This window comes from Pseudomonas sp. NFPP28, assembly GCF_900115535.1.
Lineage (GTDB): Bacteria > Pseudomonadota > Gammaproteobacteria > Pseudomonadales > Pseudomonadaceae > Aquipseudomonas > Aquipseudomonas extremorientalis.
Window position 1 is genome coordinate 14226 of record NZ_FOWT01000008.1, and the last position, 15848, is coordinate 30073.

The 15848-nt window shown below is 59.9% G+C and carries 15 protein-coding genes; 10 read left to right on the plus strand and 5 right to left on the minus strand.

Annotated features, from left to right (window positions below; all coding sequences use genetic code 11):
* The first annotated feature begins 379 nt into the window (after positions 1–379).
* The 4 genes from BM110_RS20425 (at position 380) to BM110_RS20440 (ending at position 4911) form a co-directional block, all read left to right on the plus strand.
* Positions 380–1033, plus strand: coding sequence for a DUF1120 domain-containing protein (locus BM110_RS20425; protein WP_092242381.1), 654 nt, complete (start codon positions 380–382; stop codon positions 1031–1033).
* Between the two features lie 186 nt (positions 1034–1219).
* On the plus strand, positions 1220–1867 hold the full coding sequence (locus BM110_RS20430) for a fimbria/pilus chaperone family protein (RefSeq protein WP_093514186.1): 648 nt from the start codon (positions 1220–1222) through the stop codon (positions 1865–1867).
* Between the two features lie 7 nt (positions 1868–1874).
* Positions 1875–4391: a fimbria/pilus outer membrane usher protein gene (locus BM110_RS20435; RefSeq protein ID WP_256575446.1), complete on the plus strand. Its 2517-nt coding sequence runs from the start codon at positions 1875–1877 to the stop codon at positions 4389–4391.
* Positions 4381–4911: a DUF1120 domain-containing protein gene (locus BM110_RS20440; protein WP_170856041.1), complete on the plus strand. Its 531-nt coding sequence runs from the start codon at positions 4381–4383 to the stop codon at positions 4909–4911. Before BM110_RS20435 ends, BM110_RS20440 begins: the two co-directional genes overlap by 11 nt.
* Here the strand turns inward: BM110_RS20440 and BM110_RS20445 are convergent.
* Genes BM110_RS20445 through BM110_RS20460 form a run of 4 tightly spaced genes read right to left on the minus strand, consistent with a single transcriptional unit; the run spans position 4892 to position 7732 of the window.
* Positions 4892–5629 carry an amino acid ABC transporter ATP-binding protein gene (locus BM110_RS20445; RefSeq protein WP_092241746.1) on the minus strand — a complete coding sequence of 246 codons (738 nt, stop codon included), beginning with the start codon at positions 5627–5629 and terminating at the stop codon, positions 4892–4894. The two genes, BM110_RS20440 and BM110_RS20445, sit on opposite strands and share 20 nt — an antisense overlap.
* The gene (locus tag BM110_RS20450; RefSeq protein ID WP_092241748.1) at positions 5616–6266 is read right to left on the minus strand and encodes an amino acid ABC transporter permease; all 651 of its coding nucleotides are present in this window, start codon (positions 6264–6266) and stop codon (positions 5616–5618) included. The genes BM110_RS20445 and BM110_RS20450 overlap by 14 nt, the downstream gene beginning before the upstream one ends.
* Positions 6263–6931 carry an amino acid ABC transporter permease gene (locus BM110_RS20455; RefSeq protein WP_017736949.1) on the minus strand — a complete coding sequence of 223 codons (669 nt, stop codon included), beginning with the start codon at positions 6929–6931 and terminating at the stop codon, positions 6263–6265. The genes BM110_RS20450 and BM110_RS20455 overlap by 4 nt, the downstream gene beginning before the upstream one ends.
* A gap of 15 nt (positions 6932–6946) precedes the next feature.
* Complete coding sequence (locus tag BM110_RS20460) at positions 6947–7732, minus strand: transporter substrate-binding domain-containing protein (protein WP_071490465.1); 786 nt, start codon at positions 7730–7732, stop codon at positions 6947–6949.
* 255 nt (positions 7733–7987) lie between these two features.
* On the opposite strand from BM110_RS20460, the gene BM110_RS20465 reads away from it, so the two are divergent.
* The 6 genes from BM110_RS20465 (at position 7988) to BM110_RS20490 (ending at position 15259) form a co-directional block, all read left to right on the plus strand.
* Positions 7988–8683, plus strand: a complete 696-nt coding sequence (locus tag BM110_RS20465) for a FadR/GntR family transcriptional regulator (protein WP_093514086.1) — start codon at positions 7988–7990, stop codon at positions 8681–8683.
* Between the two features lie 121 nt (positions 8684–8804).
* On the plus strand, positions 8805–9134 hold the full coding sequence (gene trxA, locus BM110_RS20470; RefSeq protein ID WP_003213989.1) for a thioredoxin TrxA: 330 nt from the start codon (positions 8805–8807) through the stop codon (positions 9132–9134).
* Between the two features lie 235 nt (positions 9135–9369).
* Entirely contained in the window at positions 9370–10629 is a 1260-nt protein-coding gene (rho, locus tag BM110_RS20475) for a transcription termination factor Rho (RefSeq protein ID WP_016973082.1), read from the plus strand.
* Positions 10630–10782: 153 nt separating this feature from the next.
* Positions 10783–12765, plus strand: coding sequence for an acyltransferase family protein (locus BM110_RS20480; RefSeq protein WP_093120476.1), 1983 nt, complete (start codon positions 10783–10785; stop codon positions 12763–12765).
* 59 nt (positions 12766–12824) lie between these two features.
* Positions 12825–14291 carry a 4-hydroxy-3-polyprenylbenzoate decarboxylase gene (gene ubiD / locus BM110_RS20485; protein WP_092241754.1) on the plus strand — a complete coding sequence of 489 codons (1467 nt, stop codon included), beginning with the start codon at positions 12825–12827 and terminating at the stop codon, positions 14289–14291.
* On the plus strand, positions 14291–15259 hold the full coding sequence (locus BM110_RS20490) for a CDP-6-deoxy-delta-3,4-glucoseen reductase (protein ID WP_092241756.1): 969 nt from the start codon (positions 14291–14293) through the stop codon (positions 15257–15259). Before ubiD ends, BM110_RS20490 begins: the two co-directional genes overlap by 1 nt.
* Here the strand turns inward: BM110_RS20490 and BM110_RS20495 are convergent.
* Entirely contained in the window at positions 15256–15738 is a 483-nt protein-coding gene (locus tag BM110_RS20495) for a sn-glycerol-3-phosphate transporter (RefSeq protein WP_093120481.1), read from the minus strand. The two genes, BM110_RS20490 and BM110_RS20495, sit on opposite strands and share 4 nt — an antisense overlap.
* Positions 15739–15848: the final 110 nt, after the last annotated feature.

The window sequence follows — 15848 nt, forward strand, 5'->3', positions numbered from 1 at the left end:
GTGCGCCGGTAATTTTCCTGCGGGTGTCTGTGAGGAATTCTTGTGGGAAATGTAGGGTGGTTTTCAGGGCTATCAACGAAAGCGGTTTTAGCTTTGTAGGAGTATTTAACTTTTTATTGTCATCATGCTGTTTATGATTTTGCCTACAAGGGAGCGGTTAATAATTTATTGATTTTGCATTTGTGCCTACTCGGTATTTTGACATGGCTCACTGCTTGTCTTTACGGTTCCCACAACAACTGGCGCCCCATCTGATTCTTTAATCACGAGCCAAAACGACAGACTGTCACCCGGCAATTTCGCCGTGGTGTTATTTATTTATGGTCGGAGTTTTCGGCTGTCGTAAATGCACCTACTCATTACAGATGACAGGTTGATCATGAAAAAAATGCTTGGTGTGACAGTGGGTGCTCTTTGCTTGGCCGCAAGTATTGGGGCTCATGCTACGAATGTTGCCGAACTGATTGTACGGGGGACTATCAAGCCAGTGGCTTGCAACCTCAGCCTCGCTGGAGGCGGCATCGTCGATTATCAGACAATTCCAGCCGCAAACCTGTCCCCGACGCAGTTCAATCCTCTTGCAGCTAAAACGGTCAGCTTGAGCATCAGTTGCGGCCAGAGCCCAGCGCAGTTCCGAGTGGCGCTCACAGACCTGCAACCTGCCCAAAGCAAGGTGGTAGGTATCCTCGGTGCCGGGTTCACCGAGGCGCAGAACTACAGCCTGGGCCTTGCCAATGGCAAGCGCACTGGTGGGTACTCCGTCACGCTCAAGGACCTGAGATCGTCCACTGGGAGCCTGAGCCCCATCATGCGGAGCAGTCAGGGCGCGTCCTGGCAGATCAGTGACGGTAAAGTCGCGCAATCGCCAGCCCAGTATTCATGGCGTAGCGGTGCCACTGCGGTACCTGCATTCGTTACCACGCTTACAGGCACGCTTGAAGTGAAGGCCGTTATCAACCGCGCGAACGATTTGGACCTGGCCCGCGATGTAACGCTGGACGGTCGCACCAGTCTGTTAGTGGATTACATCTAAAAACATCATTAACGGCCGACATTTAGCCAGAGATACTTACCTGTCTCTGTTAAATGTCGGTAGTTGTAATGTGTGCATTTGTTGGTGTTCGACTTCTTTTGGTTGTGGGGAAAATCGGTGAATGGTTTATCAATAACCGTTATTTCGTTGCTGCGATATATAGGTTTGTCTCTTTTTTTATGCGGTATGGCCATGGCAGACGGAATGCAGCCCGAAACAACCGTTGTCATTCTGAATGAGGAAGAGGGCGAGGCAACGCTTAATGTTAAAAATACGGACCCTGGCCCTGCATTGCTTCATTCCGTCATACAAAACATACCCGAAGACCCCGAACACTTGTTGATCGTGACGCCCCCGATTACGCGGGTCGAAGCGGGCGACACCCAACTTGTTCGCTTTATCAGTACTACAAAGCAACCCCTCAAGACCCAGCGCCTGAAACGCGTTTCCTTTGAAGGTATCCCTGAGGCACGTGCACCCGGCGGTGCGACCATTGGTATCACCCTGCGCCAGAGCCTGCCATTGATCCTGCATCCCAAAGGCTTGCCCAGGCATGACGCGCCCTGGCAGTTGCTGACATGGGAGCGTAAAGGAGATCAGTTGAGGGTCCACAACAACAGCGCTTATGTCGTCCGCCTAGGGATGGAAGTGCAGCTGCATCCGCAGGCAAGCGTGGCAACGTTGCCGAGAACCTACATCCTGCCGGGCGAAGTGCTGACGCTCGCGTCGGCAGGCTCTGTGGCGGGAGTGGTGGCGGTGGAGATTCACCCGGCCACGGTCTACGGGTTTACGGTGGACAGTTACCGCGCACCCGTTACGGCTGGTGCGGATTGACGGGCCTATGAAAAAGATCAGGCCTACCCGTCGCTCTGCCAATAGCGTGCCGAGCAGTGTTTCCCAGGCTCGCTCCAGGATTCTGCTGGGGCTCGCGACGCTCTGGAGTCTGCCCGGCACCAGCGCAGCGGTTGGGCTGGGGCAGGGGTTTGACTTGGCCGCGTTGACCTCCCTTGGAATAGATCCACAGGTTTCTGAATACTTTCGCAGCGCAGCGCGCTTTCGCGAAGGTGTCCATGTCGTCGGGCTGCGAGTCAATGGCACGCCGCTGGGGTTGGTTGACGCGCGTTTCGATTATCAGGGCCAGTTGTGCTTCACTCCTGCGTTGCTGGCAAAAGCCGGTCTGGTTACCCCGTCCAGGCTTCTGCGCGAGGGCATCACCCCTGACCAGGCCTGCCATGATTTTGTTGGAGAATACCCGGCGACCATGGTGCGTCTGCGCCCTAGCAGCGATGAGGTCGCCCTGGTGGTGCCGACCCAGTCCCTGCGTGCGCCGGAGTGGGAGGGCGGGGATTTTTCCGAGGGTGGCGCGGCCGCCATCTTCAACTACGACGTATGGGGTTTTGATACCCACTCTCGCGGTAGGCCAAGTCGCGTCGTATCGGCCTATACGGAGGCGGGATTCAACCTGGGTAACTGGATCGTTCGCAGCCGCCAGTTCTATATCTCCGACAATGGCAAGACGCGTACCGAACAGGTAAGCGCCTATGCCCAGCGTGATATCGCGGCGTTGCAGTCGACCTTCCAGGTGGGGCAGATTTCCAGCAACAACCCGATTTTTGGCGGTGTGCAACTGACCGGCGTGCAGTTCTCTCCAGACGGCCAGCAGCGCAGCGGTGCGGGCGACAGCAATGTCGTGGTTGAAGGGCTGGCTCAAAGCCAGTCGCGGGTGGAAGTTCGTCAATCAGGCGCATTGATCCATTCCACCCTGGTGCCGGAAGGTCCGTTCAGGCTGACCGGTTTACCGTTGCTGAACAGCACCAGTGACCTTGATGTGAGCGTGATTGACGTGCGTGGGGCAACGCGCAGTTTCGTGGTGCCCGCTGCGTCCTTTCGGGGTGGGGCTCCGATCAAGCCGGGATATTACTTTTCCCTCGGCAAGGTGCGTGAAACGTCCATCGACAACCAGGATTCGCCCGTGGTTGCCATGGGCAGCGGCACCTGGGGGCTGGGCCAGCGCTCGTCGTTGGGTTTCGGTCTGCTGAGTACCGATGAGTACCAATCGGCAGGTGGAACCCTCAGCAGTGTGTTTTTCCATCAGATGACCGTGGGCGTGCGCCATAACCTTTCCCGTGATGCTCAAGATGAGGTGGGTGGCACGCGTAGCACGCTGTCATTGGGGGCTCCTTTATTCGCCAATCTTGATATCAACCTGAGCGCTTCGGTACAGAGTCGCGGTTACCGGGAGGTACTGGACGCCGGTCAGGCTTCGCGGGGGTACAGCCTCGATGCCCGTTTCAAGCGCCAGTACACGGCAGGTTTGAGCTGGACGGCCCCATACCTGGGTGGATTCTCCCTCGGTTTCACCCGTAGCTCTCAGTTTGACGGGCAATCCAGCGATCACCTCTTTGCCTCGTGGAACGACACCTTCAAAGGCGTAGGGGTCGCACTGATTGCCGACGCCCAGGTCGGTGCGACCGCCCCTCGGCGCCATGACCCGGTTCGAGGTGGCCGCCGCGACGAGCGGCTGGACGAGGGCACGTCGGTCAGGCTGCAGGTCACGGTGCCCCTCGGCACTGATCGGCGCATGACCACTTACGTCAGTCGTCGAGGTGACCGGCTGGAAGCTGGCACCGCCCTCAGCGAGCGGGTCAACGACTATGTGAACTATGAGGTCGGTGTCGATCGGGACGTGAAAGAACGAGAACAAAGCGTGCGCGCTCGTGTGGGTGTCTTGCCGCGGTATACCCGCGTGACCCTGGGCGTCAGCCGTGACCCGTCGAACACCAACTATTCCGGCCAACTGCAAGGCGGCATCGTGGCCCATGAGCACGGGGTGACCTTCTCGCCGTATACCGTGCAGGACACCTTTGGCATTGTGTCGGTGGGAGATATCGGAGCGGCCAAGGTCTCCACGCCCCAAGGGCCGGTATGGACCGATTTCAGTGGCCAGGCGGTGATCCCCGGGCTGCAGGCCTACAGCAACAACCACCTGCAGGTGCAGACCCAGTCGCTGCCCAAGCACGTCGACTTGAAGAACGGCACCAAGGTACTCGCTGCCGGTCGGGGGTCAGTCAATATTCTCAACTTTGATGTGGTGAAAGTCCGTCGTCTGTTGCTTGAAGCCCAGGATGAACGGGGTCGGCCACTGCCTCAAGGCGCTGCAGTGTTCGGTCAGGACAACACCTTTGTGACCAGTGTGGTGGGTGACGGCATGATTTTCCTCAGCAATATCGATGGTCCGCAAACCTTGAAGGTTTCACTGCCGGATTCGCAATCCTGCGTGCTGCAAGTCAACCCGGAGCAAGAGCCTGACGATGACAAACTCTATGAAACCGCACCGGTGGTCTGCCATGTTCGCTAAGCACAGGAACCTGTGGCTGTTGTGGGTAGCCCTGGTGACGACCCAGGCGCAGGCTGAAAACTGCCGGATGACCCTGAGTGAGCCCCGTGTCGACTATGGCGTGATTCGCCCTGCGCAAGCCTCCTCCGGCAGGGCGCTAATGACGCTGGACACGCCGCGTACGCTGCACTTGAGCGTGCTTTGCGCGGATCCTTCGGCAATGGCGCTGCGTTTCAGCAGTGTCGCCGCCGATGCACAGGGCTTTCAGTTCGGGCGACAAGGGCGTTTCACCTTGAACCTGAGGCAGGCTCAGGTCGATGGCAGGCCGGTATCGTGGCAGTCCGATGACACCTCCAGCGGACAGCTGCTACCGGGTCGTACGTTGTATGCAAGCGCAAGCGGTACGCCGGTGATGGGCCGTCGGCTGACAGCCCAAGTAGAGGTCACGGTTCAACTGCCGGCCAATGCCCTCGCGGTGCCTCGGGAGACGCTGCTGGAGGGCCATGGCCAATTCGAACTGGTCAGCCCGGCTGTTCCGTAGAACCAATGAAGCTCGCCAGCTCGGCGGTTTGCGGGTGGGCGAATAGCACTTTGGGATCGCCCACCTCATGCACTTTGCCCTGGTGCATGAACACCAGCTTGTCGCCGACTTCACGGGCGAAGCGCATCTCGTGGGTCACCATGATCAGGGTCATGCCGTCCTTGGCCAATTGGCGCACCACGCTGAGCACTTCATTGACCAGTTCCGGGTCGAGGGCCGAGGTGATTTCATCGCATAACAGCACCTTGGGCGACATGGCCAAGGCGCGCGCAATCGCCACGCGTTGTTGCTGGCCGCCGGACAAGCGATCGGGGTAAGCGTCGAATTTTTCACCCAGCCCGACGCGCTCCAGCATTTGCCTGGCCAATTGCGCCGCTTTGGCCTTCGATACTTTCTGCACCACTTGCGGCGCGAGCATGACGTTCTCGCCTACCGTCAGGTGCGGGAACAGGTTGAACTGCTGGAACACCATGCCGACTTTCTGCCGCAGGCTGCGCAGATCGGCGCGGGCGGCGTCGAGGTACTCGCCATCGACCTCGATCACGCCGTCGTTGATGGACTCCAGGCCGTTGAGCGTGCGCAGCAATGTGGATTTGCCCGAGCCACTGCGGCCAATGATCGCCACCACCTGGCCTTCATCCACGGTCAGGTCGATGCCCTTGAGCACATGGTGATCGCCGTAATACTTATGCAGGGCGGAAATTCTAAGCAGAGGCATGCAGTCTCCTTTCCAGGTAGCGGGCACTGAGGGACAGGGGGTAGCAGAGTAAAAAGTAACCAAGGGCCACCAGGCCGTAGACCATGAAGGGTTCGAAGGTGGCGTTGGCGAGCATGCCGCCGGTCTTGGTCAGTTCGGTGAAGCCGATGATCGAGGTCACGGCGGTGCCCTTGACCACCTGTACCGAGAAGCCCACCGTCGGCGCTACGGCAATGCGCAGTGCCTGGGGCAGGATCACATAGCGCAGTTGCTCCAGCGGGTTGAGCGCCAGGCTAGCCGACGCTTCCCATTGCCCGGGGGCGATGGAGTCGACGCAGCCGCGCCAGATCTCGGCGAGGTAAGCGCTGGTAAACAGAGTCAGGGCAATCGCCGCCGCCAGCCAGGGCGAGATATCCACACCCAGCAGGGCTATGCCGAAAAACACCAGGAACAGCTGCATCAATAGCGGCGTGCCCTGAAACAGTTCGATATAGGTGCGCGCCACATTGCGTGGGAAGGCGTTGCGGCTGATGCGCATCGTCATCACCAGCAAGCCGATCACGCCGCCCCCGACAAACGCCACCAGTGACAGCAGCAGCGTCCATTGCAGGCCGGTGGCCAGGTTGCGCACGATGTCCCAGAACGAGAAATCACTCATCGACTGTTCCTCATCACGAAGCGGCGACCGATCCAGTTGAGCAACTGGCGAATCATCAGCGCCATGCACAGGTACACCAGGGTGGTCAGGGCGTAGGTTTCGAACGCACGGAAGTTGCGCGACTGGATAAAGTTGGCGGCAAAGCTCAGTTCCTCAGTGGCGATCTGCGAGCACACCGCCGAGCCGAGCATTACGATGATGATCTGGCTGCTCAGGGCCGGCCACACCTTGCCCAGCGCCGGCAGCAGTACCACGTGGCGGAAGGCTTCGAAGCGCGTCATCGCCAGCGCCGCAGCGGCTTCCAGCTGCCCGCGAGGAATGGCCTGGATACCGGCGCGGATGATTTCCGTGGAGTAGGCCCCCAGGTTGATCACCATCGCCAGCACGGCGGCTTGCCACTCGGTGATCTTCAGCCCCAGCGACGGCAGGCCGAAGAAGATGAAGAACAACTGCACCAGGAACGGTGTGTTGCGGATCAACTCGACATAAACGCCGAAGAACCAGGCGAACGGCTGGATCTTCCACGCCCGCACCACAGCGCCGACGGTGCCCAGGGCCACGCCGAGGATGGCGCCGATGGCCGTGAGCTCGAGGGTGAACAGCGCGCCGCGCAGCAGCAGGTCGGTGTTGGCCAGCACCGGCACAAAGTCAAATTGATACGCCATGAGTCAGCTCCGCTTTCAGAGATCGGCGGGCAGTGGCTCTTTCAGCCATTGCATAGCGTTCTTTTCCAGGCTGCCATCGGCCTTGGCCGCGACCAGGATCTGGTTGACCTTATCCAGCAATGCCGGCTCGTTCTTGTTCACGCCCACGTACACCGGCGAGTCCTTGAGCTTTACCTTCAGCGCGGGTACGCGTTTTGGGTTGCGTTCGCTGATCGCCACCATTACCACGTTGCCGCTGGCAATCAGGTCGACCTGGCCGGCCAGGTAGGCGGCGATGGTGGAGTTGTTGTCTTCGAAGCGCTTGATCGTGGCTTCCTTGGGTGCGACGGCGGTCAGTTCGATATCTTCGATGGCGCCACGGGTCACGCTGATGGTTTTGCCCTTGAGGTCGTCGGTGCTACTGATGGCGGCTTCAGGCGGGCCGAACACGGCCAGGTAGAACGGCGCGTAGGCCTTGGAGAAGTCGATGACCTTTTCCCGCTCAGGGTTCTTGCCCAGGCTGGAGATCACCAGATCGACCTTGCCGGTGGTGAGGAACGGAATACGATTGGTGCTGTTGACCGGGGTCAGTTCCAGCTTGACCTTGAGCTGGTCGGCCAGCAGCTTGGCGGTGTCGATGTCCAGGCCACGTGGCTTCATGTCAGGGCCGACCGAGCCGAAGGGCGGGAAGTCCTGGGGTACGGCGACCTTGAGGGTGCCACGGGCGACGATGTCGTCCAGACCATTGGCCTGGGCGGGTGCCTGGCTCAGCATCAGGCTGGCAAACAGGGCAGTAAGCAGGGCGCTGTAGCGCTTGGTCATGGCAACTCTCCGAGAAGGGCGAAGGGATTTTCTGGGTTTGCCCAGTGCACAGCCCATGCCATCACCCTCGGAATCGTCTGCAGGGCCAGTATTTGTTGAGTTCTGGTGGTCGGACTGGTCTGAACAGTGTCGGGGCTTTGCGCACTGTTTTCGAGCGTCGGCAAAACCTCGCGAGCCCCTTTGGGGCGTGGCTTGCCGCCCGCCACGAATAGCTTTACAACTAGCCATTCAGCTGACTGGAACCTTGAGTTTTTTATGAATTCCATTGCCCAAGCCGTACCGGAAGCGGCCCTGCAGGCCATCCGCAAACTGATCAAGGAGCAAGGCTTCGGGCCGGGCGATGCACTGCCGTCCCAACGTGACCTGGCAGTGCAGTTGGGGGTGAGCCGAGCGTCGTTGCGTGAGGCATTGTCGTCCCTCAGTGCGTTGGGTGTGGTCAGTGTGCAGCCGGGCAAGGGCGTGTTCGTGCAGGCGGTCGAGGAGTCACCGGGGTTCGCCTGGCCCTTCGCGGCGCAGGCTACGCCACTGGATATCTTCCAGTTGCGCTATGCCCTGGAGGGTTTTGCGGCGGGGTTGGCGGCGGTGACGCTGACCCTCGATGAGTTGGACAGCCTGGAAGACAATGTCGAGGCCATGCGCAAGGTGCTCAAGGCCGGCGACTTCGAAGCCGCCGCCAGGCTCGACTTCGAATTTCACCAGCGCATCCTGCTCGCCAGCGGCAACCAGGCGATGGTGAGCATTCTGAGCGCGAGTGCCGAAGTTTTTCTGGAGAGTCAGAAGCTACCGTTCATCCGACCGGAGCGTGCCATAGAAACCTGGCAGGAGCATCGCCGGATAGTGCGCGCGCTGGCCCGGCGCGCCAGCGCGGCGGCGCAAAAAACCATGCAGGAGCACGTACGCAATGCGGCGTTGCGCACCGGCATAGCCTTCGTGACTCCCATAACGCCCTGAGTTGGGCTATACCCAGACTCATGGGCCATCATAGGAAGACTCAATCAGAGGCGGCTTCCTGAACGGGGGAAGGGCGGCTATGATGGGCCACGTTTTTTTTGCTTACAATCCGGAGACATCCATGAGCAACGATCTTATCAAGCACGTCACCGACGCGACCTTTGAGGCCGAAGTACTCAAGGCTCAAGGCCCGGTGCTGGTTGACTACTGGGCTGAATGGTGCGGCCCTTGCAAAATGATCGCTCCAGTCCTGGACGACATTGCGACCACCTACGAAGGCAAGCTGACCATTGCCAAGTTGAACATCGACGACAACCAGGAAACCCCGGCCAAGCACGGCGTGCGTGGCATCCCGACCCTGATGCTGTTCAAGAACGGCAACGTCGAAGCGACCAAGGTAGGCGCGCTGTCGAAGTCTCAGCTCCAAGCTTTCCTGGACGCGAACATCTAAGCGTCGTCAAAAAGGCCCCGCAAAATAGCGGGGCTTTTTCGTGAAACAGGGCTAGACGCTCCGAAACTCAGGTGGTACATTCGGCCCCGCACTGGTTTCTCCACTGCCCCCTGCAAGCCGTCGCCGACGCATTCCTTTTCGATTAGTACGCGATCCTGTCGCCTTCTCTGCGGCGCGGCCTCATTAAGCCAAAAGCTTAATTTCCCCCCTCCATAAATGATTACGTCATTCCTATATGAATCTGACTGAACTCAAGCAAAAGCCGATTACCGACCTGCTCCAATTGGCCGAAGAAATGGGCATAGAAAATATGGCCCGTTCGCGCAAGCAGGACGTGATTTTCTCCCTGCTCAAGAAGCACGCGAAAAGCGGCGAGGAAATCTCCGGTGATGGCGTGCTGGAGATTCTCCAGGACGGCTTCGGCTTCCTCCGCTCTGCTGACGCGTCCTATCTCGCCGGCCCAGACGATATCTACGTCTCGCCAAGCCAGATCCGTCGCTTCAACTTGCGCACCGGTGACACCATCGTTGGCAAGATCCGCCCACCGAAAGAAGGCGAGCGTTATTTCGCCCTGCTCAAGGTCGACACGATCAACTTCGATCGTCCCGAGAACGCGAAAAACAAGATTCTCTTCGAGAACCTGACCCCGCTGTTCCCGACCGTGCGCATGAAGATGGAAGCCGGTAACGGTTCCACCGAAGACCTCACCGGTCGTGTGATCGACCTGTGCGCCCCGATCGGCAAAGGCCAGCGTGGCCTGATCGTCGCCCCGCCGAAAGCCGGTAAGACCATCATGCTGCAGAACATTGCCGCGAACATCGCGCGTAACAATCCTGAAGTTCACCTGATCGTGCTGCTGATCGATGAGCGTCCGGAAGAAGTAACCGAAATGCAGCGCACCGTGCGCGGCGAAGTGGTTGCCTCCACGTTCGACGAGCCGCCAACCCGCCACGTGCAGGTTGCCGAAATGGTGATCGAGAAGGCCAAGCGCCTGGTCGAACACAAGAAGGACGTGGTGATCCTGCTCGACTCCATCACCCGTCTGGCCCGTGCCTACAACACCGTGATCCCGAGCTCCGGCAAGGTATTGACCGGTGGTGTCGATGCCCACGCCCTGGAGAAACCGAAACGTTTCTTCGGTGCCGCGCGGAACATCGAAGAAGGCGGCTCGCTGACCATTATCGCCACCGCACTGGTTGAAACCGGTTCGAAGATGGACGAAGTGATCTACGAAGAGTTCAAGGGTACCGGCAACATGGAACTGCCACTGGATCGTCGCATCGCGGAAAAACGCGTGTTCCCGGCGATCAACATCAACCGTTCCGGCACCCGCCGCGAAGAGTTGCTGACCGCTGACGACGAACTGCAGCGCATGTGGATCCTGCGCAAGCTGCTGCACCCGATGGACGAAGTAGCCGCCATCGAGTTCCTGGTCGACAAGCTGAAAACCACCAAGACCAACGACGAGTTCTTCCTGTCGATGAAGCGTAAGTAGTACGACGTTTCAGGTCGAAAAAATGGCGCACCATGGGGCGCCATTTTTTTGCGCCAAAAAAGGGAGGTTTGTGCGGCATAAGTGTCAGTTAAGAAACAAAAAAGGGGAGTGAGGCTACGCTCACTCCCATTCGTATCAGGTTGACTACGTTTTATGACTGTTCTTGCTTACCGAAGAGACATCGATGGGCTACGCGCCGTTGCAGTGCTGGCTGTGGTGCTGTTCCATTTTGGGGTGCCTGGTGTAACAGGCGGCTTCGTCGGTGTAGATGTATTTTTCGTGATTTCAGGGTTCCTGATCACCTCGATCATCTGTCGGGAACGCCAGGCCGGGCGCTTCAGCTTTGTGGATTTCTGGGCGCGGCGTGCCCGGCGCATCCTGCCGGCGCTGTTTGTCATGATGGCGGCCACCCTGGCGGTGGGCTGGTTCCTGTTGGCGCCCAAGGACTACGAGGAGCTTGGGCGGTCGGTGCACTACCAGGCGATCTTCACCTCCAACCTGCTGTTTTCTCGCCAGCACGGTTACTTTGAGGCGGCCTCCGACATCAAGCCGTTGTTGCACACTTGGTCGCTGGCGGTCGAAGAGCAGTTCTACATCATCTTCCCGCTGCTGTTGACCTTGCTGGCCAGTCGCCTGAAGCATTGGCGCCTGGCGCTATTCGGGATTTTGCTGGTGTCGTTCGGCATGAGCCTGTGGGCGGTGGTCCATGCGCCGCAAAAGGCGTTCTACCTGTTGCATCTGCGTGCCTGGGAGTTGCTGGCCGGCGCCATGCTGGCGGTGATGCCCCTGCGTGAATGGCGAGCGTCGCCCGCTCTGGCCCAAGGGATCAGCCTGTTGTCGATGACACTGATACTGATCGCCGTTTTAGTATTTGATTCAGCCACACCGTTTCCCGGCGCGGCCGCGTTGTTGCCGGTGCTGGGTGTGGTCGGGCTGATCTGGGCCAACGGCCAGCAACCCACCTGGGTCGGGCGCCTGCTGAGTTCACGGGTGATGGTGGGCGTGGGGTTGATTTCCTACTCCTGGTACCTGTGGCACTGGCCGGTGTTCGTGTATGCCAGCTATGCCGCGGTTGATGGCCTGAGCCCGCTGGAACTGGGCGGTCTGATGCTGCTGAGCCTGGTGTTGGGCTACCTGTCCTGGCGTTTTGTGGAAACTCCGTTTCGGGAGAAGCGCCTGCTGCCCGGGCGTAAGGCGATTCTGGCGGCGGCGTGCGTCGGGATCCTGTGCCTCGGCATCACAGGTGTGGCGTTGCGCAAGGCCGACGGTGTGCCATCGCGCTTATCCGAGCAGGCCCTGCGTTATGCCCAGGCAAAAAAGTGGAGCCCGGAGTTGATGGCGTGCATGGCCGACAAAGACACGCCCGACGAGCGGCTGTTCTGTTATTTCGGTTCTAAAGACAGCGCGGTTTCCGCACTGGTATGGGGTGACAGTCACGCCACGGCCTTGATTCCAGCACTTGAGATGGCGGCCAAGCGGCACGACATCAGCCTGGTAGAGGCCAGTTTTGCGGGTTGCGTGCCTTTGGATGGCCTGGAAAACATTGCCCGCTGCGCCCATTTCAATCATCGCGTGGAAAAAGCGCTGGCCGAGCGATCCTTCAGCGATGTGGTGCTGGCGGCGCGCTGGAGCTTGTACCTCTATGGGCAGATGTCAGGTGACAAAGAGCACGCGCTCAAGGACCCCGCGACAGGTCAATACGTGCGTGCCATCGCTGAGCAACGCTTCGCTGAGGGGCTGCGCGAGCGCATCAAGGATTTGCGCGCCGCAGGCCATAGAGTCTGGCTGATCAAGGAGGTGCCGTTGCAGGAAATCATCGTGCCTTACCGTCTCAGTCGCCTGGCGATGATGCACCGGCCGGTGGACCGAGAAGGCCTGCCCGTGGCCGAGCACCTCAAGCGCCAAGCCTTTATCTCCCAGCTGTTTGACGAGTTGGCAGCGGCCGACAGCGGTGTCACGGTGCTCGACCCCGCGCCCTTGCTGTGCGGCGCCGATGGCTTGTGCCGGGTTGAGTTCAACGGCCGAGCGCTGTACACCGATGACAATCACCTCTCTGATGTCGGTGCGCGGCACGTCGAGGCCTTCCTGGAGCCGTTGTTTCGTTCGCTGCAATCACGAGGGCTAACGGCCAATTAAGCTGCCAGCCGCCCTCAGAGCAGGTAGGATGTACGCCTATTTTACGGGTGGCATGGTTAATGAAATTCAAGGATCTTCGGGATTTCGTGCAGCAACTTGAGCAGCGCGGAGAGTTGAAACGTATTCAGATGCCGATTTCCCCGGTGCTGGAAATGACTGAGATTTGCGACCGTACCCTGCGTAACAAGGGCCCGGCGCTGCTGTTCGAGAACCCGACCGGCTTTGATATCCCGGTGCTCGGCAACCTGTTCGGTACGCCGGAGCGCGTGGCCTTTGGCATGGGCGCCGAGTCGGTCAGCGAATTGCGCGAGATCGGCAAGCTGCTGGCCTTCCTCAAGGAGCCCGAGCCGCCCAAGGGCCTCAAGGATGCCTGGTCGAAGCTGCCGATCTTCCGCAAGATCATTGCCATGGCCCCCAAAGTGGTCAAGGACGCGGTGTGTCAAGAGGTGGTCATCGAAGGCGATGACGTCGATCTCGCCATGCTGCCGGTGCAGACCTGCTGGCCCGGCGACGTCGGCCCGCTGATCACCTGGGGCCTGACCGTCACCAAAGGCCCGAACAAGGACCGCCAGAACCTCGGCATCTACCGCCAGCAAGTGATCGGCCGCAACAAGGTCATCATGCGCTGGCTGAGCCACCGTGGCGGCGCGTTGGACTACCGTGAGTGGTGCGATAAGCATCCCGGCAAACCCTTCCCGGTCTCCGTGGCCCTGGGTGCCGACCCCGCCACCATCCTCGGTGCCGTGACCCCAGTGCCCGACAGCCTGTCCGAATACGCCTTCGCCGGTCTGCTGCGCGGTAACCGCACCGAGCTGGTGAAATGCCGCGGCAACGACCTGCAAGTACCGGCCACTGCCGAAATTATCCTCGAAGGCGTGATCCACCCGGGTGAAATGGCCGATGAAGGCCCTTACGGCGACCACACCGGCTACTACAACGAAGTCGACAGCTTCCCGGTGTTCACCGTCGAGCGTATCACCCATCGGATCAAACCGATCTACCACAGCACCTACACCGGCCGGCCGCCGGACGAGCCGGCGATTCTCGGCGTGGCACTCAACGAAGTGTTCGTGCCGATCCTGCAGAAGCAATTCCCGGAGATCACTGACTTCTACCTGCCGCCGGAAGGCTGCTCGTACCGCATGGCCATCGTGACCATGAAAAAGTCGTACCCAGGTCATGCCAAGCGGGTAATGCTCGGTGTGTGGTCGTTTTTGCGACAGTTCATGTACACCAAGTTCGTTATTGTCACCGACGACGACATCAACGCCCGCGACTGGAACGACGTGATCTGGGCCATCACCACGCGCATGGACCCCAAGCGCGACACGGTGATGATCGACAACACGCCAATCGACTACCTCGACTTCGCTTCGCCGGTGTCGGGCCTGGGTTCGAAGATGGGCCTGGATGCCACCCACAAATGGCCGGGTGAAACCACCCGCGAGTGGGGCCGGGTGATCGTCAAGGATGAAGCCGTCACTGCCCGTGTCGATGCGATCTGGAAAGAATTGGGAATAGATTGATGCGTGTAACCCTGCAACCTTCCGGCGCCGTGCTGGAGCTGGTCCCTGGCGAGCGAATCCTCGAAGGCGCACGCCGCCTGGGCTACGAGTGCCCACAGGCCTGTCGCAACGGTGTGTGCCATGTGTGCGCCGCGCTGTTGGTGGAAGGCCGCGTGCAGCAGGCTGGTGAAGTGCGTGATCACGGTGAGTTCTACACCTGTATTGCCGAGCCGCTGGAAGATTGCATTGTGTTGTGGGATGGCGTGCTGGCGCCGGGAGAGTTGCCGTTGCGCAAGCTGTCGTGCCAATTGAGTGAGTGCGTAGAGGTCGGTGGCGATGTGTGGCGAGTGCGCCTGCGTGCGCCGGCTGGCAAGGCGGTGCGTTACCACGCCGGGCAATACCTGATGATCGAGCGGGAGAATGGCGAGAAATCCGCCTTCTCCCTGGCGTCGGCGCCTCATGCCGGGCGTGAGCTGGAGTTACATGTACTGGCTCGCGAGGACAGCGCGCGCACTTTGCTTGCGCAACTGCAGCGCAACCAGATGGCCCGCGTCGAGCTGCCGTTTGGCGACACCCACCTGGCCGAGCTGCCCGATGGGCCGTTGGTGTTGATCGCCGCCGGCACCGGCATGGCGCAGATGCACAGCCTGATCGAACATTGCCGCGCCTCCGGCTTCAAGCACCCGGTGCACCTGTACTGGGGCGTGCGTCGACCGGAAGATTTCTACGAGATCGAACACTGGGATCAGTGGCTGCAACTGCCCAACCTGTTCCTGCACAAAGTCGTCAGCGATCTGTGCGGTTGGGAAGGGCGCTGCGGGTTGTTGCATGAAGCGGTGTGCGAAGATATTGCCGACCTCAAGTCGGTGCACGTCTACGCCAGCGGCTCACCGGCCATGGTCTATGGCACCTTGGATGCGTTGGTCGAAGCCGGCATGGATGCGCACCAGATGCGGGCTGATGTGTTTGCCTATGCGCCGCGTGCTTAAAATCGTACGCCGGTCGTCACCATCGCTGCATTGAACCCCAGCAACACCAATTCCGCCGCTACCGGCCCGTAATGGGCGCCCACCGACGGAATGATCACCGGCGCCACGCCGAAACGGTTCAACGGGATCTTGTCGCGGTACTTGCCGCGATAGCCCTGGATCGCCCCACCGGTCAGCTTCAGGTACACCGGATAGTCCGCCAGGTCGTAGCGTTTACCCGCGTACGCGTAGAACGAGCGCTGGCTGAACGAGTTGCGAAACGTCGCCCCGCCATACACAAAACCTGAGGCTTCATTGCGCTCCAGGCCGATCAGGTCCTGGTTGTTGTTGTGGTTCGGGTCCGGCGCAAAGTGCCGGGTGTAGACGCTGGTCTGGGCGTACCAGAAACCTTTGTCGTCCTCGGTGGCTGGTGCTTCGCCCGCCAGAGCGGTGGTGGCCTGGGCCAGGAACAGCAGGCCAGGCAGTCGGAATTTTTTCATGGGTGCGACCTCGATAGTCTGTTTGACAGGCGGCTAGGTGGGTCGTGACGTGTGCGCTATTTTGACGGCTTGGCGCGTTCCCAGGCTGAACCGGGACTGAAACTACCGGG

Excerpts from the sequence above, each read along its gene's own strand:
- BM110_RS20490 (WP_092241756.1), top strand. The coding sequence starts at position 14,291 with ATGCGTGTAACCCTGCAACCTTCCGGCGCCGTGCTGGAGCTGGTCCCT.
- BM110_RS20495 (WP_093120481.1), bottom strand. The coding sequence starts at position 15,738 with ATGAAAAAATTCCGACTGCCTGGCCTGCTGTTCCTGGCCCAGGCCACC.
- rho (WP_016973082.1), top strand. The coding sequence starts at position 9,370 with ATGAATCTGACTGAACTCAAGCAAAAGCCGATTACCGACCTGCTCCAA.
- BM110_RS20445 (WP_092241746.1), bottom strand. The coding sequence starts at position 5,629 with ATGCCTCTGCTTAGAATTTCCGCCCTGCATAAGTATTACGGCGATCAC.
- ubiD (WP_092241754.1), top strand. The coding sequence starts at position 12,825 with ATGAAATTCAAGGATCTTCGGGATTTCGTGCAGCAACTTGAGCAGCGC.
- BM110_RS20440 (WP_170856041.1), top strand. The coding sequence starts at position 4,381 with ATGTTCGCTAAGCACAGGAACCTGTGGCTGTTGTGGGTAGCCCTGGTG.
- BM110_RS20465 (WP_093514086.1), top strand. The coding sequence starts at position 7,988 with ATGAATTCCATTGCCCAAGCCGTACCGGAAGCGGCCCTGCAGGCCATC.
- BM110_RS20430 (WP_093514186.1), top strand. The coding sequence starts at position 1,220 with ATGGCCATGGCAGACGGAATGCAGCCCGAAACAACCGTTGTCATTCTG.
- BM110_RS20435 (WP_256575446.1), top strand. The coding sequence starts at position 1,875 with ATGAAAAAGATCAGGCCTACCCGTCGCTCTGCCAATAGCGTGCCGAGC.
- BM110_RS20455 (WP_017736949.1), bottom strand. The coding sequence starts at position 6,931 with ATGGCGTATCAATTTGACTTTGTGCCGGTGCTGGCCAACACCGACCTG.
- trxA (WP_003213989.1), top strand. The coding sequence starts at position 8,805 with ATGAGCAACGATCTTATCAAGCACGTCACCGACGCGACCTTTGAGGCC.
- BM110_RS20460 (WP_071490465.1), bottom strand. The coding sequence starts at position 7,732 with ATGACCAAGCGCTACAGCGCCCTGCTTACTGCCCTGTTTGCCAGCCTG.
- BM110_RS20480 (WP_093120476.1), top strand. The coding sequence starts at position 10,783 with ATGACTGTTCTTGCTTACCGAAGAGACATCGATGGGCTACGCGCCGTT.
- BM110_RS20450 (WP_092241748.1), bottom strand. The coding sequence starts at position 6,266 with ATGAGTGATTTCTCGTTCTGGGACATCGTGCGCAACCTGGCCACCGGC.
- BM110_RS20425 (WP_092242381.1), top strand. The coding sequence starts at position 380 with ATGAAAAAAATGCTTGGTGTGACAGTGGGTGCTCTTTGCTTGGCCGCA.